Source organism: Baekduia sp., assembly GCF_035685985.1.
Classification (GTDB): Bacteria; Actinomycetota; Thermoleophilia; order Solirubrobacterales; family Solirubrobacteraceae; genus Baekduia.
On sequence record NZ_DASRZV010000019.1, the window covers coordinates 1 to 24311 of the forward strand.

Genomic DNA, 24311 nt, shown 5'->3' on the forward strand with positions numbered 1-24311 from the left:
CGCGGCGCCGCCCGCGCCCGTCCCGCCGCCCGCGCCCGTCCCGCCGCCCGCGCGCGCCCGGCGCCGTCCCCTGCTCGCCGTCCATCGCGGCCTGCGCGCCCTGGTGCTCGTCGAGCTGCTCCTCGGCGTCGCCTTCGGGGCGCTGGACGTCGCCGCGCCCGCGGTCGCCGACCGCGCCGGCTCGGCCGCGCTCGGCGCTCTGCCGCTGGCGACGTTCGCGCTGGGCTCGATCCGCGCCTCCCTGTGGTCGGGCTCGGCCCGCGGCGCCGCCGACCGTCCGCCGGCGTGGCGCTACCGCGCCGGGTGCGCGATCGTCGCGCTCGCCGTCGCGCCCACGCTCGCGCTCGACCGCCTGCCGGAGGTCGCCGTCCTGCTCGCGCTCGCGGGCGCGGGCTACGGCGTCCTCAACGTCGCGGTCTTCGAGCTTCTGGAGGACGTCGTCCCGCCCGACCGCGCCGTCGAGGCCTTCACCTGGCTGACGACGTTCGCCGGCGCGGGCATGGCGGCGGGCGCCGCGCTCGCCGGCCGGCTCGCCGAGGACGCCCTCGCGGTCGTGACCGTCGCCGCCGTCGCGGCGGCGCTCGCCGCGCTGTGGCAGCGTGTGGAGCCGTGAGCGAGGAGCCGTTGAACGACGACGAGCACGCCGCGTGGTGGGAGGCCCACGGCGAGGAGGAGCTGCGCGAGCTGCTCTTCTGGCGCTGGGACCCCATCGGCGTGGCGAGCGCCTTCCCCGACACGTGGGACGAGTACGACCCGTACGCGCCGCGCGTCGTCGCGGTCCTGCGCGCCGGTGGCGAGGCCGACGCCGTTGCGGCCGAGCTGGCCGCGATCGCGCTGGAGGTCATGGGGATCGCGGCGCCCGAGCCCGCTGAGCGCGCCGCCCCGGCGATCGTCGGCTGGTATCGGGAGTCCACCACCGCGTGGGCGACGCGCGGCGAGCACCGCTCCTCCCGCTGGCGCGCGGTCGCGGGCGGGCGCCGTCCCACCCGCGTCGTCGCGCTCACCGATCCCGAGCCGCCGCCGCTGGACGGCGCCACGCCCACGATCGGCCTCGACGCCGACGACGAGGTCACGCTCGACTGGCCCGGCGCCACGCTGACGCTGACCGGCGTCGTCGCCACCTCCGTCGGCCCCTCGCGCCCGCTCGGCGCGGCCCGTCCCGGCGTCGTCTCCGAGGTCCTCGACTCGCCCTGGATCGCGCTGCTGACCGCCATCCGCCGCGCCGACCTCGGCCCGGTCCGCCACGTCGTCCTCCCGCTCGGCAACGGCCGCTTCGTCGAGTGCGTCTGCGCCGGCGTCGCGCTCTCGTAGGCTATGGCCATGTCACGCCGCGACGAGCTCGAGGCCCTCAGCTCCAAGGAGCTGCACGACCGCGCGGTCGCCCGCGCCAGGAAGCACCTGGACGTCAAGTTCCTGTGGAACCTGATGCGGATGGTGCCCGCCGCGGAGGCCGCGGCCGGGGAGGAGGACCAGGCCGACTACGACGTCGCCCACTGGTCCGGCCAGGTCGCCGACACGTTCCGCGACGACGACGGCCGCCTCTCCGACGCGCTGCGCCCGGTCTACATCGACTACCTCGAGAAGCACGCGGACGGCTGACCTTCAGGAAACCGGTGCGCCTGCCGACGACCACGGGAGAACGACCGCAACTCGTACTTCCAGTGGCAAAGGGACAGGGACTCTCCGCATGACGACGCAGGTGGCCGAGCGGTACCGGCTGGTGACGCGCTCCGACTTCGACGGGCTGGTGTGCGCCGCGCTCCTGAAGGAGCTCGGCATCCTCGACGACATCCTCTTCGTCCATCCCAAGGACGTGCAGGACGGCAAGGTCGAGCTGAACGACCGCGACATCACCACCAACCTGCCCTACGTCCCGGGCGTGCACCTGAGCTTCGACCACCACGACTCGGAGCTGGTCCGCGTCGAGGACTCGCCCGAGAACCACGTCATCGTCGCCGGCGCCAAGTCCGCCGCGCGCGTGGTGTACGACTACTACGGCGGGACCGACACCTTCACCTCGGTCGGCGAGGACATCATGTCGGCCGTCGACAAGGCCGACGCGGCGGACTTCACCCGCGAGGACATCCTCGAGCCGCAGGGCTGGGACTACATCTCGTTCCTGATGGACCCGCGCACCGGCCTCGGCCGCTTCCGCGACTTCCGCATCAGCAACTACCAGCTGATGATGCAGCTGATCGACGACATCACGACGAAGTCGATCGACGAGATCCTCCTCACCCCGGACGTCGCCGAGCGCGTCGACCTCTACCGCGAGCACGCCGACGCCGCGATCGACCAGCTCGGCCGCTGCGCGACGCGCCACGGCAACGCGGTCGTCCTCGACCTCCGCGAGGAGGACCCGATCTACGCGACCAACCGCTTCACGATCTACGCGCTGTTCCCCGAGTGCAACGTCTCGGTCCACGTCCTCTGGGGCCTCAAGCGCCAGAACACGGTCTTCGCCGTCGGCAAGTCGATCCTCGACCGCTCCTCGAAGACCGACGTCGGCGAGCTGATGCTGGAGTACGGCGGCGGCGGGCACTCCGCGGCCGGGACCTGCCAGGTCCCCAACGAGGACGCCGAGCGCGTCCAGGCCGAGCTGCTGGCGCGGCTCAACGCGGACGGGTAGAGCACTCAGCGCTCGATATCGTCCGGGCGCGAGATGAGCGTGCGCCCGGTATCCGGCGGCGACGTCGATCGGCTGGCGGTCGCGCTGGCCCGCGCGTTCCAGGACGACCCGGTCACGTGCTGGGTCTACGCCAACGCGCGGCGGCGCCCGCACTGGGCGACGCGCTTCTTCGCCTGGCAGGTGCGCCGGCTGATGGTCCAGGACGTGTCGTGGACGACCGCCGACGGCGCGGGCGGCGCGGCGCTGTGGGCGCTGCCGGACCGCTGGCGCGAGGACGCCAGGGACACGCTGACGCTGCTGCGCCTGACGCTCCCCGGCGTCCTGCCGCGGCTGCCGCGCGTGCTGCGCGGCCTCGGCCAGGTCGAGCTGCGCCATCCGTCCGAGCGCCACATGTACCTCGCGGTGCTCGGCGTCGACCCCGATCGCCAGGGCCGGGGCGTCGGCTCCCAGCTGATCCGCCCGGGCCTCGACCTCTGCGACCGCGAGCGGCTGCCCGCCTACCTGGAGACCGGCAAGGAGGCCAACCTGGCCTTCTACGGCCGCCACGGCTTCCAGGTGCTCGACCGGCTCGACCTGCCCAAGGGCCCGCCGGTCTGGTTCCTCTGGCGCGAGCCCGCCTGAGGCCCGAGGACCCGAACACGGTCTCGTAGGGTGGGTGCGGTGACCCTGCTCCCACCCGATGCCGTGATCTTCGACTGCGACGGCCTGCTCCTGGACACCGAGACCGCCTGGACCCGGGCCGAGACCGAGCTGTTCCGCCGCCACGGATCCACGTTCACGATGGAGCACAAGCGCGACATGATCGGCTCCTCGCACACGGTCGCCGCGGGCAAGCTGGAGGCGTGGCTGGAGCAGCCCGGGCAGGGCGCGGCGCTCATCGACGAGCTGCACGACCTCGTCATGGAGGAGGCCCGCCACGACGTTGAGCCGCGGCCCGGAGCGGTCGAGCTGGTCGACGCGCTGCGCGAGGCGCGGATCCCGATCGCGGTCGCCTCCAACTCGCCGCGCTCGTTCCTGGACCAGGTCCTGGCCACCGCCGGCGTCGCCGACCGCTTCGCGATCACGGTCGCCGGCGACGAGGTCGCCAACCCCAAGCCCGCGCCGGACATCTACCTCGAGGCCTGCCGCCGCCTGGACGCCGCCCCGGGCCGCAGCGTCGGGCTGGAGGACTCGCCGACCGGCGCCCAGGCCGCCGCCTCGGCAGGCCTGCACGTCATCGGCGTGCCCTACATCCCCGACATGGAGATCCCGCCCGCGGACGTGACGACGGCGTCGCTCGCCGACACCGTCGTCCTCGAGGCCGTCGGCCTCGTATCGTCCCCGAGGTGATCGCGGGCGTCGGCGACTTCTTCGATGCGGCGGGGCAGTTCTTCAGCAACCTCGCCGACATCCGTTGGGGGGCGCTGGCGCTCGGCCTGCTCTGCTTCGGCACCTACCTGACGATCCGCTCGCGGGCGTTCTACAACGTGCTGCGGGCGGCCTACCCGACCGAGCGGATCGAGTTCAAGCGGATCTGGGGCGCCTACATCGCGGCGTACGGCTTCAACAACGTCGTGCCCGCGCGCGGCGGCGACGTCATCAAGCTGTTCCTGGTCAAGACGTCGGTCCCGAACTCCACCTACCCCGCGATCGGCGCCTCGTTCCTCGTCGAGGCCGGCTTCGACGCGACGATGGGCGCGTTCATCCTGCTGTTCGCGTTCACGCAGGGCGTCTTCCCCAAGCCGCCGGACTTCTCCAAGCTGCACGCGTTCGACCTGTCGTTCTTCGCGTCGCACCCGCGCTTCCTGCTGTTCCTGCTGACCGCGCTGGCCGTCGGCGGCCTGCTCGCCTTCGCGCTGCTGTCGACCAAGGTGAAGGCCTTCTGGGCGCGCGTGCGCCAGGGCCTGACGATCGTCTTCGACCGCGGCCGCTACTTCCGCGAGGTCTGGCTGGTGCAGCTCGGCGGCTGGCTGTTCCGCTTCGCCGCCTTCTGGTTCCTGCTGGACGCCTTCCACATCGGCGGCTCGGTCAAGAACGTGCTGTTGGTCCTGGGCGTCAACGCGGTCGCCGCCGTCGTGCCGTTCACGCCCGGCGGCGCGGGCGTCCAGCAGGCGTTCCTGGTGAAGGTCTTCGCGGGCACGGCGACCGGCGCGACCGTCGCCGCCTACAGCGTCGGCCAGCAGATCGCGATCGCGGCGTTCAGCCTCGCTGTCGGCTTCGTCGCGCTGGTGACGATCTTCCAGTTCCGCTCGTTCAAGGAGGTCATCGCGGCGGGCCGAGAACACCGCGAGGCCGAGAAGGCCAGCGCACTACAGTAGGTGGCATGGAAGGCTTTGGAGGACTCTTCGGAGACCCGGACGAGCTGCAGCGCCGCATGGCGGAGTTCGCCGACCAGATGCAGGGCCAGCAGCGCCTGGCCTGGGCCGACAACGCGATCGCGTTGGCCGTGCAGATGACGGTCGCGGCGGTCAACCGCGTCAACATCCAGGGGACGACCCACGAGCAGGCGGAGCAGATCCGCGCGGTGATGGCGACGGTCTTCCCCGAGGCGGTCACCCTGGTGCGCGAGGCGCGCCAGGGCCTGCAGTAGAACGGGCTTGAGCACACGGCGTCACGCCGCCGCGCCGGTCGGATCCGGCGCGGCCGAACCCGGGCCGCGCTGGGCCGTCAGCCGCAGATAGGATCGGGTTCGTGGCGCAGCTTTCCCACTCCCAGCTGATCTGGCGCGGCCGGATCGAGACCGGCCTGCGGTTCGCCGCGCCCGTGCTCGACCTCGTGCTCGCCGCGGGCGACCGCATCGCGCGGACCGTCGACCGCGAGGAGCCGGAGCTGATCCTGCCCGGCCGCCTGGGCACCGACTCCGCGGCGCTCGCCGAGCGCACGCTGACCGATGGCCGTGGCTGACGGCCTCGTGGCGACCCCCGAGCAGCTCGTCGCGCGCGAGCGGCCGGTGCGCGCCAAGATCGGGCTCGTCGCGCTGGCGACGGCGATCCTCACGGTCGTCGCGAACGTCGTCCAGAACGCCGCGCTCAGCGACCGCCCGCGCGTCACCGAGATCGACGCGCTGCGCGACGCCGCCGGCGAGCCGCTCGGCCGCGCCGGCCTGGGCACCGACCAGGTCCTGTTCTTCCACCACCACGGCGGGTCGATCCTCGTCGGGTCGGTCCTGCAGGCGCTCGTGTCGGTCGGCGTCGGCATCGTGCTCGTCACGCTGCTGCGCTTCGCGCTGGACCGCGGCGGCCACGCCCCGCGCTTCGCCCGCGAGCTGGTGATCGTCGGCGCCGCGGCGGCCGCGATCGGCACCGTGATGCTGACGCTCGGGCTGGTGCTCAACGCCAACGACTTCGCGTCCGCGGCCGACCAGGGCACGCAGGCCGCCCACGACGCGGCCCGCACGGGCTTCCTCGTCGTCACCGGCACGATCCTCGGCCTGATCGGCCTGTTCCCGCTGGCCGCGGGCTTCGTGATGATCGCGATCGCCGCGATGCGGGTTGGCCTGCTGACGCGCTTCGTCGGCGTGCTCGGCGCGATCGTCGGCGTGCTGCAGATCCTCGGGCCGCTGTCGGCGGGCGCGTTCGTCGTCAACGCGTTCTGGCTGGCGATGGTCGGCGCGCTGATGCTCGGCCGCTGGCCGTCGGGGATGCCGCCGGCCTGGGAGCGGGGCGAGGCCGTGCCGTGGCCCACCCAGCAGGAGCTGCGCGAGGAGCGCGACCGCCAGCGGGCGGCGCGCGGCGATGGCGGCGGTCGCGGCCGCGGCGCCGCGGCGCCCGCCGGCCCCGCCGAGCCGGCCGCCGTCGAGGGCCCGCGCACCGAGGCGCCGAGCCGCTCGACGTCGGCGCGCAAGAAGCGCAAGCGCCGCTCGTAGGTCACCTCCCGGACAACAGCGAGGCTGCCGGTTTGAAAGCAGCTTCGCGCCCGTCTCGCACGGGAACCCTTTGCCCTCACAATCACCTCGGGTCAAAGGGAGGGTGAGATGGAAGCCTCGGCGACCAACGCTCCGCGCTTCACGCGCCAAGAGCAGATGGATCCCACGGCGCCCGTCGCCGCTCACGACGTCACGTTCGTTCCCACGCCCCTGGCCGATCCCGGGCCACTGGGGCTCGCGGCCTTCGCGCTGACGACGTTCGTCCTGAGCATGTTCAACGCCAACCTCGTAGGAGCGGGCGGCGAGCCGGTGGTGCTGGGGCTGGCGCTGGCCTATGGCGGCATCGCGCAGTTCGCCGCCGGCATGTGGGAGTTCCGCACCGGCAACACGTTCGGCGCGGTCGCGTTCTCCTCGTTCGGCGCCTTCTGGCTGTCGTACTGGGCCTTCGTGGAGTTCTTCGCCAAGGGCATCCCGGCGGCGGACGTCGGCCACGCGGTCGGCCTCTACCTGATCGCGTGGGGCATCTTCACGGCCTACATGTTCGTCGCGTCGCTGCGCACGACGGCGGCGGTGGCGCTGGTGTTCCTCCTGCTGGCCGCGACGTTCATCGTGCTCGGCATCGGGAACGCGGGCGGGCACACCGGTCTCGTGCACGTCGGCGGGTGGCTCGGGCTCGCCACGGCCGTTGTCGCGTGGTATGCCTCGTTCGCGGCGGTGACCAACTCGACGTTCGGGCGCACCGTCCTCCCCGTAATGCCCCTTCGCTGAAGAGAGAGACCATGGCCGGAACGGCAGAGGACCTGGAACATCAGCTCGCCAAGCTCCTGGAGCAGGAGCGCTTCGAGCCCCCGGAGGGCTTCAAGGCCCAGGCCTTGATCAAGGACCTGTCGGTCCACGAGGAGGCGGCGAAGGACCCCGCGGGCTGGTGGCGCAAGCAGGCCGATGCGCTGGACTGGTTCGAGGCACCGCAGCGCGCGTTGAACGACGAGAACCCGCCGTTCTACAAGTGGTTCGAGGGAGGCAAGGTCAACGCCTCGCACAACTGCCTCGACCGCCACGTGGCGGCCGGGCTCGGCGACCGCGTCGCGTTCAAGTGGCGCGGTGAGGAGGGCGAGAGCAAGGACATCACCTACGCCTGGCTGCTGGAGCAGACGCAGCGGGCGGCCAACGCGCTCAAGGACGCGGGCGTCGGCAAGGGCGACGTCGTCGGGATCTTCCTGCCGATGATCCCCGAGGTCGTCGTCGCGATGCTCGCGTGCGCGCGGATCGGCGCCCCGCACAACGTGGTGTTCGGCGGCTTCAGCGCCGAGTCGGTCAAGGAGCGCATGGAGTTCTCCGAGGCCAAGGCGCTGATCACCGCCGACGGCGCGCGGCGCAAGGGCAAGACCGCGCCGGTCAAGCAGACCGTCGACGACGTCGGCATGCCGGTCAAGACCACGTTCGTGGTCCGCCACACCGGGATCGACTGCCCGATGGGCGAGGGCGACGTGTTCTGGGACGAGGCGCTGGCCAAGGCCGACGCCGAGTGCCCGGCCGAGCCGCTGGACGCCGAGCACCCGCTGTTCATCCTGTACTCGAGCGGCTCGACGGCCAAGCCGAAGGGCATCCTGCACACCACCGGCGGCTACCTCACGCACGTGGGGTGGACGCACAAGTACGTCTTCGACCTCAAGCCCGAGTCCGACGTGTACTGGTGCAGCGCCGACGTCGGCTGGATCACCGGCCACTCCTACATCGTCTACGGGCCGCTGCTGAACGCGGCGACGTCGGTGATGTACGAGGGCGCCCCCGACTACCCGCACAAGGGCATCTGGTGGGAGCTGGCCGAGAAGACCGACACCACGATCTTCTACACGGCCCCGACGGCGATCCGCGCCTGCATCAAGTGGGGCACCGAGCACGTCGAGAAGTTCGACCTGTCCAAGCTGCGGCTGCTGGGGTCGGTCGGCGAGCCGATCAACCCCAAGGCCTGGCTCTGGTACTGGAAGGTCGTCGGCGGCGGCCACTGCCCCGTGGTCGACACCTGGTGGCAGACCGAGACCGGCGGGATCATGATCACGACGCTGCCCGGCGCCCAGGCGATGAAGCCGGGGATCGCGGGCACGCCGCTGCCGGGCGTCGAGGCCGCGGTCCTGGACGAGGAGGGCAACGAGGTCCCGCGCGGGACGCAGGGCCTGCTGTCCCTGTCCCGGCCGTGGGCGGGCATGCTGCGCACGCTGTACGGCGACGACGACCGCTACGTGTCCACCTACTGGGAGAAGTGGGGCCCCGAGACCTACCTCGTGGGCGACGCCTCCAAGCAGGACGACGAGGGCTACATCTCGGTCATCGGGCGCGTGGACGACGTCCTCAACGTGTCCGGGCACCGGATGTCGACGGCCGAGATCGAGTCGGCGATCGTCTCGCACGGCAAGGTCGCCGAGGCGGCGGTCATCGGCGCCACCGACGAGGACACCGGCCAGTCGGTCGCCGCGTTCGTGACGCTGGAGGGCGACCTGGAGGGCAACGAGGACCTGGTCGTCGAGATCCGCGAGCACGTCGCCCAGCGCATCGGCAAGCTCGCGCGGCCCAAGCGCATCATCTGGGCCGACGACCTGCCCAAGACGCGCAGCGGGAAGATCATGCGGCGGTTGTTGAAGGACATCGCCGAGGGCCGCGAGCTGGGCGACGTGACGACGCTGCGCGACCCGGGCGTGATGGCCCAGCTGCAGGGCAAGATCAAGGAGCGCGGCGCCGACGAGGACTGATCCCGCACGCGATCCGGGTCACCTCGTGCACGTCCTGCGTGCGTCAGGCGACCCGGATCGCCGCGCCGGGGCTACCCTCGGGCGCAGTGCCACCCGCCGCCGCCCCGATCGTCCGCGACGTCATCCTGCGTGACGGCTCCGCCCTGCGGCTGCGGTCCCCGCGGCCGGAGGACGAGGCCGCGATCCGCGCGTTCTTCGACGGGCTGAGCTTCGAGTCGCGCTACCTGCGCTTCCACGGCGCGGGCCGCTCGGACCTCATCTCGCGCGACTACGCCAACGCCGACCTCGACGCGCGCGTCCCGCTGGTCGCGCACCTCGGCGACCGCGTCATCGCGGTCGCCGGCTACGACCGCCTCAACGAGCCCGACGCGGCCGAGGTCGCGTTCGCGGTCGCCGAGGACCAGCAGGGCCGCGGGCTGGCGACGAGCATGTTGCAGCAGTTGGCCGACGTCGCCGCCGGGCGGGGGATCACGCGCTTCGACGCGGAGGTGATGGCCGAGAACCGGCCGATGCTGCACGTCTTCGGCAACGCGGGCTTCGGCGTGGGCCGCGCGTCGACGGGCGGGATCGTCCACCTCGCGCTCGACCTCACGCCGACGGTCACGCTGGCCGAGCGCATCGACGACCGCACGCACGCGGCGACCGTCCGCTCGCTGCGGGCGCTGATGGCGCCGCGGTCGATCGCGGTCGTGGGCGCCAGCGCGCGCGAGGGCTCGGTCGGCGGCGCGATCTTCCGCGGGATCGTCGAGGGCGGCTACCGCGGCGTCGCCACGCCCGTGCACCCCGACCAGGGCGTCGTCGGCTCCACCCGCGCGGTGGCGTCGCTGCGCGACCTCGAGGAGCCCGCCGAGCTGGCGGTCGTCGCGGTCGCCGCGGGCGAGGTGCTGGGCGTCGCGCGGGAGGCGGCCGACGCGGGCGTCCGCGCGTTGTTGGTGGTGTCGACGGGCTTCGCCGACACCGACGAGCCGGCGGGCATCGCGCGCGAGGAGCAGCTGCTGGCCGAGGTCCGCGCGCACGGGCTGCGGCTGGTCGGCCCCAACGCGCTGGGCGTCGTCAACACCGACCCCGACCTGCGGCTGCAGGCGCTGATCGGCCGCGTGCCGCTGCGCTCCGGCGGGCTGGGGCTGTCGTCCCAGTCGGGCGCGCTCGGGCTGGCGCTGCTCGGCCACGCCGCCGCGCGGCGGATGGGCGTCTCGTCGTTCCTGGCGCTGGGCAACCGCGCCGACGTGTCGACCAACGACGTCCTGGAGCACTTCGCCGACGACGAGCGCACGACGGTCGTCGCGTTCTACGTGGAGTCGTTCGGCAACCCGCGGCGCTTCTCGCAGGTCGCGCGGCGCGTGTCCCGGCGCAAGCCGATCCTGGCGGTCAAGGGCACGCAGCCGCGCGACGACACCGCGGCGCCCGGCCGGCTGCGGATCGCCGCCGCGCTGACCGACGCGGCGCTGACCGAGGCGCTGTTCTCGCAGGCGGGCGTCCTGCGCGTGGAGTCGACGCAGACGCTCTTCGACGCGGCCGAGCTGCTGGAGCGCCAGCCGCTGCCGGCGGGCCGCGCGCTGGGGATCGTCACGAACTCGGGCGGCCTGGGGACCGTGGCGTCCGACGCGGCGGCGGCGCGCGGGCTGTCGCTGGCGCGCGTGGGCGACGCGACGCGGGAGCGCCTGGCCGTCGAGCTGCCCGACGCCGATCGCCTGCGAAACCCGATCGACCTCGGCGTCCGCGCGTCGTCGGCCGACGAGCGCGTCGCCGTGCGGGCGCTGCTGGACGACGACGGCGTCGACGCGGTCCTCGTCGTGCACGTCGGCCTCGGCGGCGCCGATCCCGAGGAGCGCCTCGGCGCGCTGGAGGCGGCGGTCGGCGAGCGCGAGGGCACCGCCAAGCCGGTGGTCGCGTGCGTGGTCGGCGGCGACGGCTCGCTGCCCGAGCGCGAGACGCGCGAGATCCCCAACTACCGCTTCCCCGAGGCCGCCGTGCGGGCGCTGGCGATCGCCGCCGACCGCCGCGCCTGGCTCGGCCGCCGCCTCGGCCAGGAGCCCGAGCTGGAGGGCTTCGACGCGGCCGCCGCGCAGGCGATCGCGGCCGCGGCCGGCGACGGGTGGCTGGGCGGCGAGGAGACCGTCGCGCTGCTGCGCGCCGCCGGCCTGGAGCTGGCGGCCGCGCCGGCGGACGCCGCCCTCGGCGAGGCCGACGCGGTCGCGGTGCTGGCTGGCGCGGTCAACGACCCCGAGTTCGGCCCGGTCGTCGGCGTCGCGCCGGGCGGCGGCCTGGGGTGGGCCGGGCCGATCCCCGGCGCGGTCTTCCGCCTCGCGCCGCTGACCGACGTCGACGCCGAGGAGCTCGTCGACGGCCCGCCCGCCCTCCGCGCCGCCCTCCACCAGGGCGCCCACGACGCCGCCGCCCTGCGCGACGTCCTCCTGCGCCTCGCCGCGCTGGCCGACGCGATCCCCGAGCTGGCCGAGGCCGAGCTGGACCCGGTCCTGGTCTCCGAGGCGGGCGTGGTCGTCGGCGGCGCCCGTGTCCGCCTCGCGCCGCCGCCGCAGAGAGATCGAGCGAAGACCTGGTAGCCGAACGCTCGCCCTGGGGGCGAAACCCGCGGCGGGGGGTAACGTTGGCCCATGAGGCACTACCAGGAGCTGCGTGAGAGCCACGAGTGGCACGTCCCCGAGCGCTACAACATCGCTCAGGACGTCTGCGACAAGCATCCGCGGGAGAAGCTCGCGATGGTGTGGGAGCGCTTCGACGGCGCGCGCCGTGACCTGACGTGGGGCGAGCTGCAGGACCTGGCCAACCAGGCGGCGCACGTGCTGGCCGACCACGGCGTCGAGGCGGGCGACCGCGTCGCGGTCGTGCTGCCGCCGACGCCGGAGACCGCGGCGATCTTCTTCGGCACCTGGAAGCGCGGCGCGATCCTGCTGTCGATGTCGGTGCTCTACGGCGACGACGGCATCGCGCACCGGCTCAAGGACTCGCGGCCGCGCGTGCTGGTGACCAACGCCGCCAACGCGGAGCGCTTCCGCGCGCACGTGGGGGAGACGATCGACGAGCTGCTGGTGATCGACGACGACGGCGAGGGCTCGCTGCTGGCCGGGGCCTCGACCGACCCCATGTCCTGCGACACCTCGGCCGACGACCCGGCGCAGCTGTACTACACCTCGGGCACGACGGGGCTGGCGAAGGGCATCGTCCACGCGCACCGCTACCTGCTCGCGCACGAGGAGTTCGTCTACTGCCACGAGGTCCAGGACGGCGAGCGCTTCCACGGCATGGGCGAGTGGGCCTGGGCGGCGGGCATCGCGCCGCTGCTGGGCCCGTGGCGCTACGGCGCGGTCCAGGTCGTCCTGCAGCGCGAGGGCGGCTTCGACCCCGAGCAGCAGCTGTCGTTCCTGTCGCGCCACGACGTCACGAACGTCTTCACGACCCCGACCGCGATGCGCTCGATGATGTCGATCGACCGCGCGGCCGAGCGCTTCCCGTGCGACTTCCGCCGCGTCTGCTCGGCCGGCGAGCCGCTGAACCCCGAGGCGATCCGCTGGTTCCGCGACGAGTACGACGTCACGGTCCTCGACTACTACGGGCTGACCGAGTCCTACCCCTTGGTCGCCAACTACCCGTGGCAGGAGGTGCGCGAGGGGTCGATGGGCCTGCCGATGCCCGGCTGGGACGTCCGCATCCTCGACGAGGACGAGCAGGAGGTCCCGCAGGGCGAGCGCGGCGAGATCTGCCTGCGGGCGCGCAGCAACCCGCACTACCCGCTCGGGTACTGGAACAACGACGCGGCGGCCGAGGAGACGTTCGGCGGCGAGTGGTTCCACACCAAGGACGCCGCGACCCAGGACGAGGACGGCTACATCTGGTACGCGGGCCGCGCCGACGACGTCATCATCTCGGCCGGCTACCGGATCGGCCCGTTCGAGGTCGAGTCGGCGTGCATCGAGCACCACGCGGTCCGCGAGGCCGCGGCGGTCGCCTCGCCGGACGAGCGCCGCGGCACCGTCGTCAAGGCCTTCATCATCCTCGCCGAGGGCCACGAGCCGAGCGACGCGCTGGCCGAGGAGATCAAGGCCTTCGTCCGCGACCGCCTCTCGGCCTACGCCTACCCGCGCCGGATCGAGTTCGTCGACGACCTGCCCAAGACGCTGACGGGCAAGATCCGGCGCATCGAGCTGCGCGAGCGCGAGGCGGAGAACGCTCAGAGCGCCTGACGGAACCCGGCACGCCAGCTCGGCTCATCTTGGCGAAGGCCTCGTCAGAGCCCGCGTTCGAACCCGGCGCGCCAGCTCGGCCATCGCGGCTCCCAGCCCAGCACCGCCTTGGCGCGCGCGTTGGAGGCGCCGCGCGACTCGGTCATCAGCACCGCGGGGACCTCGCCCGCCGCCAGGCGGCCGAGCCACAGCGGGACGTGGCGGGGCGGCTTGGCCCCGAGCGCCTCGGCCAGCGCGGGCAGCCACGCGCGGATCGGCGCGGGGTCGTCGTCGACGATCGCGTAGGTGCCGGCGGGCGCGTCGTCGCCCAGCGTCGCGACGACCCCGCGCGCGGCGTCCTCGATGTGCGTGAACGACCACACGCCGCCGCCGTCGCCGACGATCGGGAACCGGCGCTTGCGCACCGCCTCGGTGACCTCGCCGCCGTCGGCGCTCAGCGACGTCCCCGGCCCGTAGAAGCCGCCGTAGCGCAGGACGACGCCGGCGGCCTGCCCCACGAGCCGCTCGCACTCGACGATCGCCGCGAGCGTCTCGCGCTGGGCCCGCGGCGGCGCGCCGTCCAGCGGCGCGTCCTCGTCCTTGACCGGCCCGCCCTCGCGCGCGAACGGCCAGCCGGTGAAGGACTGGGCGATGACCCGGCGCGTGCCCGCCGCGCGGGCGGCCTCCAGCAGGTGCCGCGTCCCCTCGGTCCGCAGCCGGTTGGTCGACGCGAACGTGCGGTCGAAGTGCCGCAGGTCCGGCGTGCCCGCCAGCGCCGTCATCTGGTGGACGATCACCTCCGGCTCGGCGCCCGCCACCGCGCCGAGGACCGCCTCGCGGTCCAGCGCGTCGCAGACGACCGGCAGCGCGCCCGCGCGTCTCAGCGCCTCCGCCTTGGACGGCGTCCGCGTCACCGCCACGACCTCGTGGCCCGCGTCGATCAGCATCGGCAGCAGGTGCTGCCCCACGGCGCCCGTGGCGCCCATCACCATGATTCGCATGGTCCTCGGAGACGGGACAGCCCTTGCGGGCGTGACACGTCACGTTTCACCGGGCAGGATCGTCTTCGAATCCATGCCCCTCGACACCGACACGATCAACGAGCTGCGCCCGCTGGTCTTCTCGATCGCCTACCGGATGACCGGCTCGGTCGCCGAGGCCGAGGACATCGCGCAGGAGACGCTGCTGCGCACGGTGCGCGAGCGCGACGCGGGCACCGAGATCGAGTACCCGAAGGCCTACATGACGGCGATCGCGACGCGGCTGGCGATCGACCACCTGCGCTCGGCGCGGGCGCGGCGCGAGGAGTACGTCGGCGCGTGGCTGCCCGAGCCGCTGCTGACCGACGGCCCGGCGGACCCGGTCGTCGACGTCGCCGCCGAGGCCGAGATGGCCGACGAGCTGTCGCAGGCGTTCCTGGTGGTCCTGGAGCGGCTGACGCCGGTCGAGCGCGCGGTCTTCCTGCTGCGCGAGGCGTTCGACTACAGGTTCGCCGAGATCGGCGAGATCGTCGGGCGCAACGCCGACCACTGCCGCCAGATCGCGGCGCGGGCGCGGCGCCACGTGGTGGTCGCGCGGCCGCGCTTCGACGCCTCCCGCGAGGAGCGCGAGGCGCTGACCGACCGCTTCGTCGCCGCCGCCCGGGAGGGCGACATGGAGGCCTTGGTCGCGCTGCTGGCCGACGACGCGGTGCTGACCGGCGACGGCGGCGGCAAGGCGCCCGCGCTGGCGCGGCCGCTGGTCGGCCCGGAGCGGATCGCCCACGCGATCCGCGCGTTCTTCCGCCAGGGCGAGCGCGGCGGCTTCACGGTGCGCCGGGTCGAGCTGGGCGGGCAGCCGGGCTTCCTCGGCGTCGGGCCCGACGGCGGCGTGGCGGTGGCGATGGCGCTGCAGGTCGCCGACGGGCGGGTGGCGGGGATCACCTCGGTGGTCAACCCCGACAAGCTCGCGCACCTCCAGCCCGCGGCCGATCACTCGTAGACGACGACGTCGGGCCGCGGCGACAGCGCCAGGACCGACTTGGGGGACATCGTCCTGACGTCCTCCTTGTAGAACAGCTTGAAGCCGCGGCGCGCGGTCGGCGTCGAGCGCACGAAGGCGTGGTACTTGGCGATCTTCACGCTGTTGGCGCCGAAGCCGTCGACGTTGACGACGGTCTGCACGCCGGGCGCGGGCTTGAGGCGATCGGCCCGCGCGATCATGTTGTCGGTGAACCGATGGACGATCAGGAGCTTCTCGGGCAGGTTGCGCTCCCGCACGATCCGCGACAGGTAGGTCGCGGCGGCGTTGACGACGTCGGCGTCGGTCGACCCGATGACCTTGCCCGGGAGGGCGTCGGGCCCGACGTGCCACTCCGGATCGAGCGCGAGGCCGACGTCGGGCTCGCGCAGGAACGGCTCCAGCCGCTCGATCTCCGGGCCGAACTCCCCGCGCCCGGGCTGGATGTCGAGCACGAGCAGCGCCTTGGCCTTGCGCGCGGCCGCGAGGTAGCGGCGGATCATCGTGAAGGGCATGCGGTCGCGGTACTCGCCCGACGGCCCGGGCGCCGCGGTGGCGACCGTCGAGATCAGCTCCATCGCGGGGAGCACCGGACGCGCCTTCAGGTCGTAGGGCCTGGCCTGCGCGATGAGCTTGCGCGCCGCCTGCGTCGGCGTGCCGATGCCCAGCGCGCCCAGCTCGTCGTCGCGCGGGTTGCCGTAGAACGCGACGACGCGCCGGTCGGGGAACAGCCGGCGCCCGCCGCCGGGCAGCCGCGTCGGCTGCGGCCCGCCCGCCGCCGCGCTCGTGGCCGCCTCGTGGCCGCCGTCGCCACCGCCGCCGCCGCGTCCCGCGCCGACCGCGATGCCCACGACGACGGCGAGGCCCGCCACCGCGCCCAGCGCGGTCAGCCGGCGCCTGCGCACGACGGACCGGTCCACCACGCGGGCATCATGCCCCGAACCGGCCGGGGCGGAAACACGGGACCCGCCAGGCGGGCCAATTCGACACGCCGAGACCACGGTGTCAGGCCGTGATGCGGAAGGATGGGGCGATGGCTCTCCTGGACGGCAAGAAGCTCCTGATCACCGGCGTGCTGACCGACCGCTCGATCGCGTTCGCGGTCGCTCGGCGGGCGCAGGAGGAGGGAGCGGAGATCGTCCTGACGGGGTTCGGGCGCGGGATGCGGCTGACGCAGCGGATGGCGGGCCGGCTGCCGTCCGAGCCCGACGTGCTGGAGCTGGACGTGACCGACGAGGCGCAGGTCGCGGCGGTCGTGGCCGACCTGGAGTCGCGCTGGGGCGTCGTGGACGGCGTCCTGCACGCGATCGCCTTCGTGCCCGGCGACGCGCTCGGCGGCCGGTTTTTGGAGGCGCCCGCCGAGAGTGCCAAGGCCGCGTTCGAGATCGGCGCGTTCTCGCTGAAGACGCTCGGCGCCGCGTTCGCGCCGCTGCTGGAGCGGGCGCAGGACGGCGGGTCGCTGGTCGGGCTGGACTTCGACGCCTCCAAGGCGTGGCCGATCTACGACTGGGCGGGCGTCTCGAAGGCCGCGCTGGAGTCCGTCAACCGCTACCTGGCGCAGTACCTCGGCCCGCGCGGGGTGCGCTCGAACCTCGTCTCGGCCGGGCCGCTGCGCACGATGGCCGCGGGCGCGATCGACGGCTTCGACGTCCTGGCCAGCGCCTGGGAGGAGGGCGCGCCCCTGAAGTGGGACCTCGCCGACCCGGACCCGGTCGCCGACGCCTGCCTGTTCCTGCTGAGCCGGATGGGACGGGCCATCAGCGGCGAGATCCTGCACGTCGACGGCGGCTTCCACGCGCTCGGCGTGCACGGCGGCGCGGTCGCGGCGGCACGGGACCAGGCCGCCGACGGCGAGTAGCGCTACGGCCCGTCTCCCTGAACTTTGTTCGGGGTTTTGGGCAGTTGGCCGCAGCGTTTGGCAGGATGCAGCGCAAGTGCGCCGCATCCGCGACTTCATGCCCGCCACGCTGAGCGTCGGCGTCAAGCCCATGCCCGCCATCGTCGCCGCGACGTCCAAGGACATCGCGTGGCTCCTGCCGCGCGATCCGCGCGACACGACGCCCGGCCTGCTGCCCCGCGCGGCGTCGATCTCGTTCATGCACCAGGGCCAGATGGTGGTCCTGCACGGCAACGCCGATCGCGCGCCGGAGGGCACCGTGGCCTTCCAGGCCAACCGCGAGGGCCGCGTCGACAACCTCCGCGCCAGCCCGCGCCTGGACGTCGCCCTGCCGGTCGTCGTCAGCGCCTCCGGCCGCACGATCGAGACGACCACGGTCAACGTCTCCGCGGGCGGCGCGCTGGTCGCGGGCGGCTTCTTCGGCCCGCGCGACACCGCCGTCGAGGTCACCATCAAGCTCCCCAACGGCCCCGAGGTCCACGCCCGCGGCCTGATCGTCCGGATCCTGCCCCAGGGCACCGGGCTGCGCTTCACCGACATCGAGCCCGCCGCCCGCGACCACCTCGACACGATGGTCCTGTCGATCCGCGCCGCGCTGGCCCGCCGCTTCGCCGAGAAGGCCGCCCGCGACGAGGCGGCGCGCGGTGGTCGTCGCGTCTAGAGCGGAGTAGCCTCGCTCGCATGAGCCCGATCCCCGGCGAGCCTCTGGACCCCAAGCAGCCCGACCTGACGACCGCCGACGGTCGCAAGGTGAAGCTGAAGCTCCCCGGCGCGGGCTTCCCGCCGCCGGTCAAGCCGTCCAAGACCGAGCAGCGAGGGGACGCCGAGCCGCCGCGCGACGACCCGCGGCCGCCGGTCAACCCCGATCACGCCGGCGGCTGACCGCCGCCCCGCTCAGTCCGCGTTGAAGTCGGCCGGAGGCGTCTCCGGCTTGAAGTAGACCGCGCGCCACCACAGCTCCGCCAGGACGCGGATCGACTGGTGGGCGTCGCCGCCGCCCTGGATCAGCTCGAGCGTGACGTGGCGCTCGACCATCGCCAGCAGCGCCTGCGCCGCCAGGCGGGGCGGGATGTCGCTCGGAGCGAGCCCGCGCGCCTGGTCGCGCGCGATGCGGTCGGTCGCACCCTGGACGAAGCGGACCACGTAGGGCGCCCACTGCGGCGGCAGCCGGTCCTCCTCGCCGGACAGCATCGCCGCCAGCGTCAGGACGTGGCCGTCGCGGTCGATCACGCGCACGGTGCGCGCCAGGCCGCGGCGCAGCTCGGCGCGCGGGTCGCCGTTGCCCTCCAGGTAGGGCGAGGCGGCCTCGTACATGTCGAGGAACGCGCGCAGGATCAGGCGGTCGATCAGCGCGCGCTTGTTGGGGAAGTAGAAGTACAGCGCCGTGCGCGAGACGAACGCGCGCTTGGCGATGACGTCCATCGTCAGGCGGCGGTACTCCGTGTCGGCGAGGGCGTCGCGGGCGGCGTCGAGGATGGCTTCTTCGGTCGCGTTGCGCGACTCGTTCAGGCTCAGCGGATCCTCGGAAGCGCCGCCCGGCGTCACGTCTTGGCCAGCTCGAGGACGTGGGCGATGCGGTCGCGCGTCTCCGACGGCGACACGATCTCGTCCACGAACCCCGCGGCGGCCGCGACCCGCACGGGCAGGTGCTCGGCCTCGTAGGCGTCGGCCAGCGCTGCCGCGTCGGCCCCCGCCTCGATCTCACGACGACGGACCAGCTCCACGGCCTGACGCGCGCCCATGACCCCGATGTAGGCATCCGGCCAGGCGAGGGTCAGGGTGGCACCGAGGTCGCGGGAGTTCATGACGATGTGCGCCCCACCATACGCCTGACGGAGCGTGATCGTCACGCGAGGCACCGTCGCCCGCCCGAACGCCCGCAGCAGCGAGGCCCCGTGGCGCAGCACCGCCGCGGCCTCCTGCTTGGCCCCCGGCAGGAAGCCGGGCGTGTCGCTCAGGACGACCAGCGGGATCCCGAAGCGGTCGCACATGTCCACGAACCACGCGCCCTTCTCGGCGGCGGCCGCGTCCAGGCAGCCGCCGAGGTGCTTGGCCTGGTTGGCGATCACGCCGACCGCGCGACCCTCCACGCGCCCGAAGCCGACGACCAGGTTGCGCGCCCACTTCGGCGACAGCTCCAGGAAGTCGCCGCGGTCCAGCATCCGCGCCGCCAGCTCGCGCACGTCGTACACCTTGCGCCGCGACTCCGGCAGGACGTCGCCCGGGTCCTCGCCCGGCGCGTCGGCCGGCGGCACCAGCGGGGCACCCTGGCCGCCGACGCGGTCCGGGAGGTAGGTCAGCAGCTGCCGCGTCATCTCCGCGGCCTCGACGTCGTCGCGGGCGACCATGTGCGCGACGCCGTTGGCGCCGTGCACCTTCGCGCCGCCGAGGTCGGCCGACGAGATCACCTCGCGCGTCACGCGCTCGATGATCTTCGGGCCCGTGAGGAACATGAAGGCCTCGGTCGTCATGATCACGAAGTCGCCCAGCGCCGGCGAGTAGGCGGCACCGCCGGCGCACGGCCCGCTCACGACGCTGATCATCGGGACCGTCGCCTGCGCCTGCGCGCGGAAGATCGCGCCGTAGGCGGCCAGCGCCGCGGCGCCCTCCTGCAACCGGGCGCCGCCCGAATGCGGGAAGCCGACGACCGGGACGCCCATGGCGTCCGCGCGGGCGATCGTCCGCGCGATCGTGTCGCCGCCGGCGCTGCCCAGGGACCCGCCCTTGAACGCGCCGTCCTGCGCCCACGCCACGACCGCCCGGCCCTGGACGCGGCCGGACCCCGAGAGCACCCCGTCGCCGACCGCGGTGCGGATCGGACGGAAGGTGCCCGGGTCGAACAGCAGCTCCAGCCGCGCGCGGGCGGCGAGGTGGTCCGGTGCTACGTCGAAGACGGCAGACATGACGAAACAGATCCCCTGACTAAGCGGCCTGCAGGACGAGGGTCGCGTTCTGGCCGCCGAACGCGAACGAGTTGCTCAGCGCGACCCGGAGGTCCGGCGCCTCACGCGGGGCGCCGGCGATGTGATCCGCCGCGCACTCGGGGTCGATGTCCTCCAACCCCAGCGTCGGCGGCAGCGCGCCGCGGCGCAGCGCCTCGACGCACGCCAGCGCCTCGATGGCGCCCGCGGCGCCGAGCGTGTGCCCGACCGCGCCCTTGCACGACGAGACCGGCGGGCCGTCGTCGCTGAACACCTGGCGCAGGGCGATGGTCTCGACGCGATCGTTGATCGGCGTCGAGGTGCCGTGCGCGTTGACGTAGCCGACGTCGGCGGGGGACAGGTCGGCGTCCGCGAGGGCCGCCGTCATCGCCTCCACCGCGCCGCGCCCGTTCTCCTCGGGCTGCGTGATGTGGAAGGCGTCGTTGGACGCGCCGTAGCCGGTGACGCGCGCGTAGATGTGCGCGCCGCGCGCCTTGGCGTGCTCCTCGCGCTCCAGGACCAGGACCGCGGAGCCCTCGCCCATGACGAAGCCGTCGCGGCGCGTGTCGAACGGCCGCGACTCGCCGACGCGCGACAGCGCGCCCATGCGGCGGAACGCGGCGATGCAGAGGCCGACGAGCGCGGCCTCGGTGCCGCCGGCGATCATCGCGTCGACCTCACCGCGCGCGATCATCCGTGCGGCCTCGCCGATCGAGTGCGCGCCCGTCGAGCAGGCCGAAGCGATCGAGAAGCCCGGTCCGTGCAGGCCGCGCCGCATGGCGATCTGGCCCGAAGCCGCGTTGGGCATCATCATCGGGACGAAGAGCGGCGACACCGCGCGGTCGCCCTCCTGCAGCCAGGTCGTGCATTCACGCTGCAGGGTGGTCAATCCGCCCACGCCCGTGCCGACGATGACCCCCACCCGTCGGGGGTCGACCCCGTCGACCAGGCCCGCCTCGTCGGCCGCCTGGTCGGCCGCCGCGATCGCGAGCTGGGCGAAGCGGTCGGTCCGCCGCGCCTCCTTGGGCGTCATCACCGTCTCCGGGTCGAAGTCGCACGGTGCGATGCCCTCGTCGGAGATGCCGCCCTGCAGGCCGAGCAACCCGTCGAAGAACGGGTCGACGCCCGAGGCGACCGGGGAGACGACGCCCCGGCCGGTGATGACGATCCCGTCCATCTACGCCGTGGCGCTCTGCAGGCGCTCGACGAGGGCGATGGCGTCGCCGACGGAGGCGATGCCCTTGAGGTCCGGGTCGGCGATCTGGACGCCGAAGCGGTCCTCCAGCGCCTTGACCAGCTCGACGAGGTCGAGCGAGTCGACGTCCAGCTGCTCCCACGTCGTGTCGGGCTGCGCGGTCTCGGCGTCGGGCACCTTGATCGCGGCGAGCTCGGCGCGGATCGCCTCGAGGATCTCCTGCTGGTCGGCCATGTCTCTGTTCTCCTTGTTCTTGCTCTTGTTGAAGTTCTAGACGTTGAGCCCGCCGTCGACGGCGAGCGTGGCGCCGTTGACGTAGGACGCGTCGTCCGAGACCAGGAAGGCCACCGCGGCGGCGACCTCCTCCGGCCGGCCCACGCGGGCCGCCGGGATGTGGGCGGCGATCTCGTCCTTGGGCAGCTCGGCGGTCATGTCGGTGTCGATGAAGCCGGGCGTCACCGCGTTGGCGGTGATGTTGCGCTTGCCCATCTCCTTGGCGACGACGCGCGTGAAGGCCAACAACCCGGCCTTGCTCGCGGCGTAGTTCGCCTGCCCGGAGTTGACGCGCGTGGCGGTGATCGACGACACGTTGACGATCCGGCCCCAGCGGGCCTTCAACATGTCCTCCAACCCGCGCTTGGTGCAGTTGAAGGCGCCGGTCAGGTTGGTGTCCAGCACGTCGGTCCAGTCGGCGTCCGGCATGCGGATCGCCAGGCCGTCGCGGGTGACGCCCGCGTTGTTGACCAGGACCAGGACCGGGCCGTGCTCCTCGCGGACGCGCGCGAAGGCGGCGTCGACCTGCTCGGGATCGCTGACGTCGGCCTGGACGTCGCCGCCGGTGCGGCCCAAGGTCACGACCTTGAAGCCGTCGGCGCGCAGCCGCTCCGCGATCGACGCGCCGATCCCGCGCGTGCCGCCGGTGACCAGCGCGACCTTGGCGTCGGCGTTGCTCTCAGGCGCAGACATACTGGCGCTCCTTCCAGGACACGACGCCCGCGCCCCACACGAAGCCGGCGCCGAAGGCGGCCAGGCCGATGGTCATGCCGTGCTGGAGCTGCCCGTCGGCCTCGGCCTGGGCCAGCGCCAGCGGGATCGAGGCGCTCGACGTGTTGGCCACGCGGTCGACGTTGATCGCGAGCTTCTCGCGGGCCACGCCCAGCTCGTTGGCGGCGGCCTCGATGATCCGGGCGTTGGCCTGGTGGGCGACGAAGAGGTCGAGGTCGGCGGCGACCAGGCCCGCGGCGTCCAGCGCCTCGCCGGTCGCCTCGACCATGCGCGCGACCGCGTGGCGGTAGACCTCGCGGCCCTGCATGCGCAGCTTGCGGTCGACCTGGTCGGCGTACAGCAGCTCGCCCTGCTCGGGGTCGCAGCCCAGCACGAAGCGCGAGACGCCGCGGTCCAGCTCGCCGGCGGCGACGACCACCGCGCCGGCGCCGTCGCCGAAGAGCACGGCGCTGCCGCGGTCCTCGGTGTCGGTCAGGCGGCTCAAGGCCTCCGCGCCGCAGACCAGGACCACGCGCGCGCGGCCGGTCTCGACCAGCGCGGCGGCCTGGTCCAAGGCGTACAGGAACCCGGCGCAGGCGGCGTTGAGGTCGACCGCGGCGGCGCCGTGGGCGCCGATCAGCCGCGCGACCTCGGGCGCCAGGCCCGGCGTGACCTGGTCCGGCGTGATCGTGGTGACGATGATCTGGTCGACCTCGTCGGGCGTGCGGCCCGCGTCGGCCAGCGCGTCGGCGCACGCGCGGGCGGCCAGCGGGGCGATCGGCTCGCCCGCGTCCAGCCAGCGGCGCGTGCGGATGCCGGTGCGGCGCACGATCCACGCGTCGTCGGTGTCCAGGCGCGACTCCCAGTAGGCGTTGTCGATCTCGCGCTCGGGCAGCGCGGCGCCGACGCCGAAGAGGCCGGCGCTGAGGCCGCGGGGCAGCGGGCGCCGCGTGCGCGGCCGGGCCACGGTGCGCGGTGCGCGGTCGCCCGTCGTGATCCGGCCGTCGCGGGGCTCGACGGTCTCGGTGATCGTCGCGGCCTGCATCACGCCGCCGCCAGGGTGCGCTTGACCAGCCCGGTGAGCACCGCGCCCGGCCCGTGCTCGACGTAGCGGTCGATGCCCGCGGCGCGCAGCGCCAGCATCGTCTCGCGCCAGCGCACGGGGCCGAGCAGGTTCTGGCTCAGCTCGCGGCGCACGTCCTTGAACGGCGCCGCCGTGCCGTTGGCGTAGACCGGGAAAGCGGCGGGACCGACCTCCACCTGCGCCAGCGCCTCGGCGAGGCGGGCGGCGGCGGGCTTCATCAGCGGTGAGTGGAAGGCCGCGGAGACCGGCAGGACGCGGGCGCGCGCGCCGGTCTCGTCGCGGGCGGCGCCCTCGGCGGCGGCGATCGCCTCGGTCGCGCCGCTCAGGACCAGCTGGCCGGGCGCGTTGTCGTTGGCGATCGTGAGGCCCAGCCGCGTCGCGAGCGCCCGGACGGCGTGGTCGTCGCCCCCGAGCATGGCGACCATGCCGCCGGGGTTCGCGTCGCCGGCGTCGGCCATCGCGGCGGCCCGCTCGCGGACCAGCAGGACGGCGTCGTCGAACCGCAGGATGCCCGCGGCGACCAGCGCGGCGTACTCGCCGAGCGAGTGGCCGGCGGCGGCGCGGACCTGCGCCAGCTCCTCCGGCGACTCCGCGCGCCAGACGTCCCAGGCGGCGACGGAGCACAGGAAGATCGCGGGCTGCTGGTAGCGCGTGCCCTCGTCCAGGCGCTCGAAGGGGTCGAAGCCGAGCAGCTCCAGACCACGCTCGAAGGCAGGGGAGCCGCGGTACGGCTCGTCCATGTCGGCGGCGTGGCTTCCCTGCCCGGGGAAGATCGCGGCGATCGAAGGCACTGCTCACACTTAGCGTGCCAACGGGCCCAGGTTTCCCAAG

General features: G+C 73.7%; 26 protein-coding genes and 1 pseudogene. 18 read left to right on the plus strand and 9 right to left on the minus strand.

Going from position 1 to position 24311, the window contains the following annotated elements:
• From VFG42_RS10240 to VFG42_RS10305, 14 genes and pseudogenes are all read left to right on the plus strand, one after another.
• Positions 1-613: pseudogene (locus VFG42_RS10240) on the plus strand (hypothetical protein); the annotation flags it as partial.
• Positions 610-1311, plus strand: coding sequence for a hypothetical protein (locus tag VFG42_RS10245; protein ID WP_324907987.1), 702 nt, complete (start codon positions 610-612; stop codon positions 1309-1311). The pseudogene VFG42_RS10240 and the gene VFG42_RS10245, both read left to right, overlap by 4 nt.
• Positions 1312-1320: 9 nt before the next feature.
• Positions 1321-1599 carry a hypothetical protein gene (locus VFG42_RS10250; RefSeq protein WP_324907989.1) on the plus strand — a complete coding sequence of 93 codons (279 nt, stop codon included), beginning with the start codon at positions 1321-1323 and terminating at the stop codon, positions 1597-1599.
• An 88-nt stretch (positions 1600-1687) separates the two neighbouring features.
• On the plus strand, positions 1688-2629 hold the full coding sequence (locus tag VFG42_RS10255) for an exopolyphosphatase (RefSeq protein WP_324907991.1): 942 nt from the start codon (positions 1688-1690) through the stop codon (positions 2627-2629).
• Between the two features lie 33 nt (positions 2630-2662).
• Positions 2663-3250: a GNAT family N-acetyltransferase gene (locus VFG42_RS10260; protein ID WP_324907993.1), complete on the plus strand. Its 588-nt coding sequence runs from the start codon at positions 2663-2665 to the stop codon at positions 3248-3250.
• A 39-nt stretch (positions 3251-3289) separates the two neighbouring features.
• Entirely contained in the window at positions 3290-3958 is a 669-nt protein-coding gene (locus VFG42_RS10265; protein WP_324907994.1) for an HAD family phosphatase, read from the plus strand.
• On the plus strand, positions 3955-4926 hold the full coding sequence (locus VFG42_RS10270) for a lysylphosphatidylglycerol synthase transmembrane domain-containing protein (RefSeq protein WP_324907995.1): 972 nt from the start codon (positions 3955-3957) through the stop codon (positions 4924-4926). The genes VFG42_RS10265 and VFG42_RS10270 overlap by 4 nt, the downstream gene beginning before the upstream one ends.
• Before the next feature lie 5 nt (positions 4927-4931).
• Entirely contained in the window at positions 4932-5198 is a 267-nt protein-coding gene (locus VFG42_RS10275; protein ID WP_324907996.1) for a hypothetical protein, read from the plus strand.
• 101 nt (positions 5199-5299) lie between these two features.
• Complete coding sequence (locus tag VFG42_RS10280) at positions 5300-5512, plus strand: hypothetical protein (protein ID WP_324907997.1); 213 nt, start codon at positions 5300-5302, stop codon at positions 5510-5512.
• Positions 5499-6473 (plus strand): hypothetical protein, encoded by a 975-nt coding sequence (locus VFG42_RS10285; RefSeq protein ID WP_324907999.1) that lies wholly within the window; start codon positions 5499-5501, stop codon positions 6471-6473. The genes VFG42_RS10280 and VFG42_RS10285 overlap by 14 nt, the downstream gene beginning before the upstream one ends.
• Positions 6474-6581: 108 nt before the next feature.
• A complete protein-coding gene (locus VFG42_RS10290) occupies positions 6582-7241 on the plus strand; it encodes an acetate uptake transporter (RefSeq protein WP_324908001.1) in 660 nt (219 codons plus the stop codon).
• An 11-nt stretch (positions 7242-7252) separates the two neighbouring features.
• Positions 7253-9220: an acetate--CoA ligase gene (gene acs / locus VFG42_RS10295; RefSeq protein WP_324908003.1), complete on the plus strand. Its 1968-nt coding sequence runs from the start codon at positions 7253-7255 to the stop codon at positions 9218-9220.
• Between the two features lie 86 nt (positions 9221-9306).
• On the plus strand, positions 9307-11784 hold the full coding sequence (locus VFG42_RS10300; RefSeq protein ID WP_324908005.1) for a GNAT family N-acetyltransferase: 2478 nt from the start codon (positions 9307-9309) through the stop codon (positions 11782-11784).
• Positions 11785-11835: 51 nt separating this feature from the next.
• A complete protein-coding gene (locus tag VFG42_RS10305; protein ID WP_324908007.1) occupies positions 11836-13422 on the plus strand; it encodes an acyl-CoA synthetase in 1587 nt (528 codons plus the stop codon).
• Between the two features lie 44 nt (positions 13423-13466).
• Here VFG42_RS10305 and VFG42_RS10310 read toward each other — a convergent pair whose 3' ends face one another.
• Positions 13467-14402, minus strand: coding sequence for an NAD-dependent epimerase/dehydratase family protein (locus VFG42_RS10310; RefSeq protein WP_414642362.1), 936 nt, complete (start codon positions 14400-14402; stop codon positions 13467-13469).
• A gap of 73 nt (positions 14403-14475) precedes the next feature.
• On the opposite strand from VFG42_RS10310, the gene sigJ reads away from it, so the two are divergent.
• Entirely contained in the window at positions 14476-15381 is a 906-nt protein-coding gene (gene sigJ / locus VFG42_RS10315) for an RNA polymerase sigma factor SigJ (protein WP_324908011.1), read from the plus strand.
• Here sigJ and VFG42_RS10320 read toward each other — a convergent pair.
• The gene (locus VFG42_RS10320) at positions 15372-16322 is read right to left on the minus strand and encodes a hypothetical protein (protein ID WP_324908013.1); all 951 of its coding nucleotides are present in this window, start codon (positions 16320-16322) and stop codon (positions 15372-15374) included. The two genes, sigJ and VFG42_RS10320, sit on opposite strands and share 10 nt — an antisense overlap.
• A gap of 110 nt (positions 16323-16432) precedes the next feature.
• Between VFG42_RS10320 and fabI the strand changes: the two genes are divergently transcribed.
• The 3 genes from fabI to VFG42_RS10335 all read left to right on the plus strand — a co-directional run bounded on the left by fabI (position 16433) and on the right by VFG42_RS10335 (position 18178).
• The gene (gene fabI, locus VFG42_RS10325) at positions 16433-17257 is read left to right on the plus strand and encodes an enoyl-ACP reductase FabI (protein WP_324908015.1); all 825 of its coding nucleotides are present in this window, start codon (positions 16433-16435) and stop codon (positions 17255-17257) included.
• A 76-nt stretch (positions 17258-17333) separates the two neighbouring features.
• Positions 17334-17957, plus strand: a complete 624-nt coding sequence (locus VFG42_RS10330) for a PilZ domain-containing protein (RefSeq protein WP_324908017.1) — start codon at positions 17334-17336, stop codon at positions 17955-17957.
• 20 nt (positions 17958-17977) lie between these two features.
• The gene (locus VFG42_RS10335; RefSeq protein ID WP_324908019.1) at positions 17978-18178 is read left to right on the plus strand and encodes a hypothetical protein; all 201 of its coding nucleotides are present in this window, start codon (positions 17978-17980) and stop codon (positions 18176-18178) included.
• 12 nt (positions 18179-18190) lie between these two features.
• Here VFG42_RS10335 and VFG42_RS10340 read toward each other — a convergent pair whose 3' ends face one another.
• From VFG42_RS10340 to VFG42_RS10370, 7 genes are read right to left on the minus strand one after another with little or no spacing between them, the layout of a single operon-like run.
• The gene (locus tag VFG42_RS10340; protein ID WP_324908021.1) at positions 18191-18841 is read right to left on the minus strand and encodes a TetR/AcrR family transcriptional regulator; all 651 of its coding nucleotides are present in this window, start codon (positions 18839-18841) and stop codon (positions 18191-18193) included.
• On the minus strand, positions 18838-20199 hold the full coding sequence (locus VFG42_RS10345) for an acyl-CoA carboxylase subunit beta (RefSeq protein WP_324908023.1): 1362 nt from the start codon (positions 20197-20199) through the stop codon (positions 18838-18840). Before VFG42_RS10345 ends, VFG42_RS10340 begins: the two co-directional genes overlap by 4 nt.
• A 19-nt stretch (positions 20200-20218) precedes the next feature.
• Positions 20219-21394, minus strand: a complete 1176-nt coding sequence (locus VFG42_RS10350; RefSeq protein WP_324908025.1) for a beta-ketoacyl-[acyl-carrier-protein] synthase family protein — start codon at positions 21392-21394, stop codon at positions 20219-20221.
• Entirely contained in the window at positions 21395-21646 is a 252-nt protein-coding gene (locus VFG42_RS10355) for an acyl carrier protein (RefSeq protein WP_324908027.1), read from the minus strand.
• Between the two features lie 36 nt (positions 21647-21682).
• On the minus strand, positions 21683-22378 hold the full coding sequence (locus tag VFG42_RS10360) for an SDR family oxidoreductase (protein ID WP_324908029.1): 696 nt from the start codon (positions 22376-22378) through the stop codon (positions 21683-21685).
• Complete coding sequence (locus VFG42_RS10365) at positions 22365-23441, minus strand: beta-ketoacyl-ACP synthase 3 (protein ID WP_324908031.1); 1077 nt, start codon at positions 23439-23441, stop codon at positions 22365-22367. Before VFG42_RS10365 ends, VFG42_RS10360 begins: the two co-directional genes overlap by 14 nt.
• Positions 23441-24271 carry an ACP S-malonyltransferase gene (locus VFG42_RS10370; RefSeq protein ID WP_324908033.1) on the minus strand — a complete coding sequence of 277 codons (831 nt, stop codon included), beginning with the start codon at positions 24269-24271 and terminating at the stop codon, positions 23441-23443. Before VFG42_RS10370 ends, VFG42_RS10365 begins: the two co-directional genes overlap by 1 nt.
• Between the last annotated feature and the right edge of the window lie 40 nt (positions 24272-24311).

Excerpts from the sequence above, each read along its gene's own strand:
- VFG42_RS10360 (WP_324908029.1), bottom strand. The coding sequence starts at position 22,378 with ATGTCTGCGCCTGAGAGCAACGCCGACGCCAAGGTCGCGCTGGTCACC.
- fabI (WP_324908015.1), top strand. The coding sequence starts at position 16,433 with ATGGCTCTCCTGGACGGCAAGAAGCTCCTGATCACCGGCGTGCTGACC.
- VFG42_RS10255 (WP_324907991.1), top strand. The coding sequence starts at position 1,688 with ATGACGACGCAGGTGGCCGAGCGGTACCGGCTGGTGACGCGCTCCGAC.
- acs (WP_324908003.1), top strand. The coding sequence starts at position 7,253 with ATGGCCGGAACGGCAGAGGACCTGGAACATCAGCTCGCCAAGCTCCTG.
- VFG42_RS10310 (WP_414642362.1), bottom strand. The coding sequence starts at position 14,402 with ATGCGAATCATGGTGATGGGCGCCACGGGCGCCGTGGGGCAGCACCTG.
- VFG42_RS10350 (WP_324908025.1), bottom strand. The coding sequence starts at position 21,394 with ATGGACGGGATCGTCATCACCGGCCGGGGCGTCGTCTCCCCGGTCGCC.
- VFG42_RS10345 (WP_324908023.1), bottom strand. The coding sequence starts at position 20,199 with ATGTCTGCCGTCTTCGACGTAGCACCGGACCACCTCGCCGCCCGCGCG.
- sigJ (WP_324908011.1), top strand. The coding sequence starts at position 14,476 with ATGCCCCTCGACACCGACACGATCAACGAGCTGCGCCCGCTGGTCTTC.
- VFG42_RS10285 (WP_324907999.1), top strand. The coding sequence starts at position 5,499 with ATGGCCGTGGCTGACGGCCTCGTGGCGACCCCCGAGCAGCTCGTCGCG.
- VFG42_RS10290 (WP_324908001.1), top strand. The coding sequence starts at position 6,582 with ATGGAAGCCTCGGCGACCAACGCTCCGCGCTTCACGCGCCAAGAGCAG.
- VFG42_RS10355 (WP_324908027.1), bottom strand. The coding sequence starts at position 21,646 with ATGGCCGACCAGCAGGAGATCCTCGAGGCGATCCGCGCCGAGCTCGCC.
- VFG42_RS10365 (WP_324908031.1), bottom strand. The coding sequence starts at position 23,441 with ATGCAGGCCGCGACGATCACCGAGACCGTCGAGCCCCGCGACGGCCGG.
- VFG42_RS10275 (WP_324907996.1), top strand. The coding sequence starts at position 4,932 with ATGGAAGGCTTTGGAGGACTCTTCGGAGACCCGGACGAGCTGCAGCGC.
- VFG42_RS10305 (WP_324908007.1), top strand. The coding sequence starts at position 11,836 with ATGAGGCACTACCAGGAGCTGCGTGAGAGCCACGAGTGGCACGTCCCC.
- VFG42_RS10335 (WP_324908019.1), top strand. The coding sequence starts at position 17,978 with ATGAGCCCGATCCCCGGCGAGCCTCTGGACCCCAAGCAGCCCGACCTG.
- VFG42_RS10250 (WP_324907989.1), top strand. The coding sequence starts at position 1,321 with ATGTCACGCCGCGACGAGCTCGAGGCCCTCAGCTCCAAGGAGCTGCAC.
- VFG42_RS10260 (WP_324907993.1), top strand. The coding sequence starts at position 2,663 with ATGAGCGTGCGCCCGGTATCCGGCGGCGACGTCGATCGGCTGGCGGTC.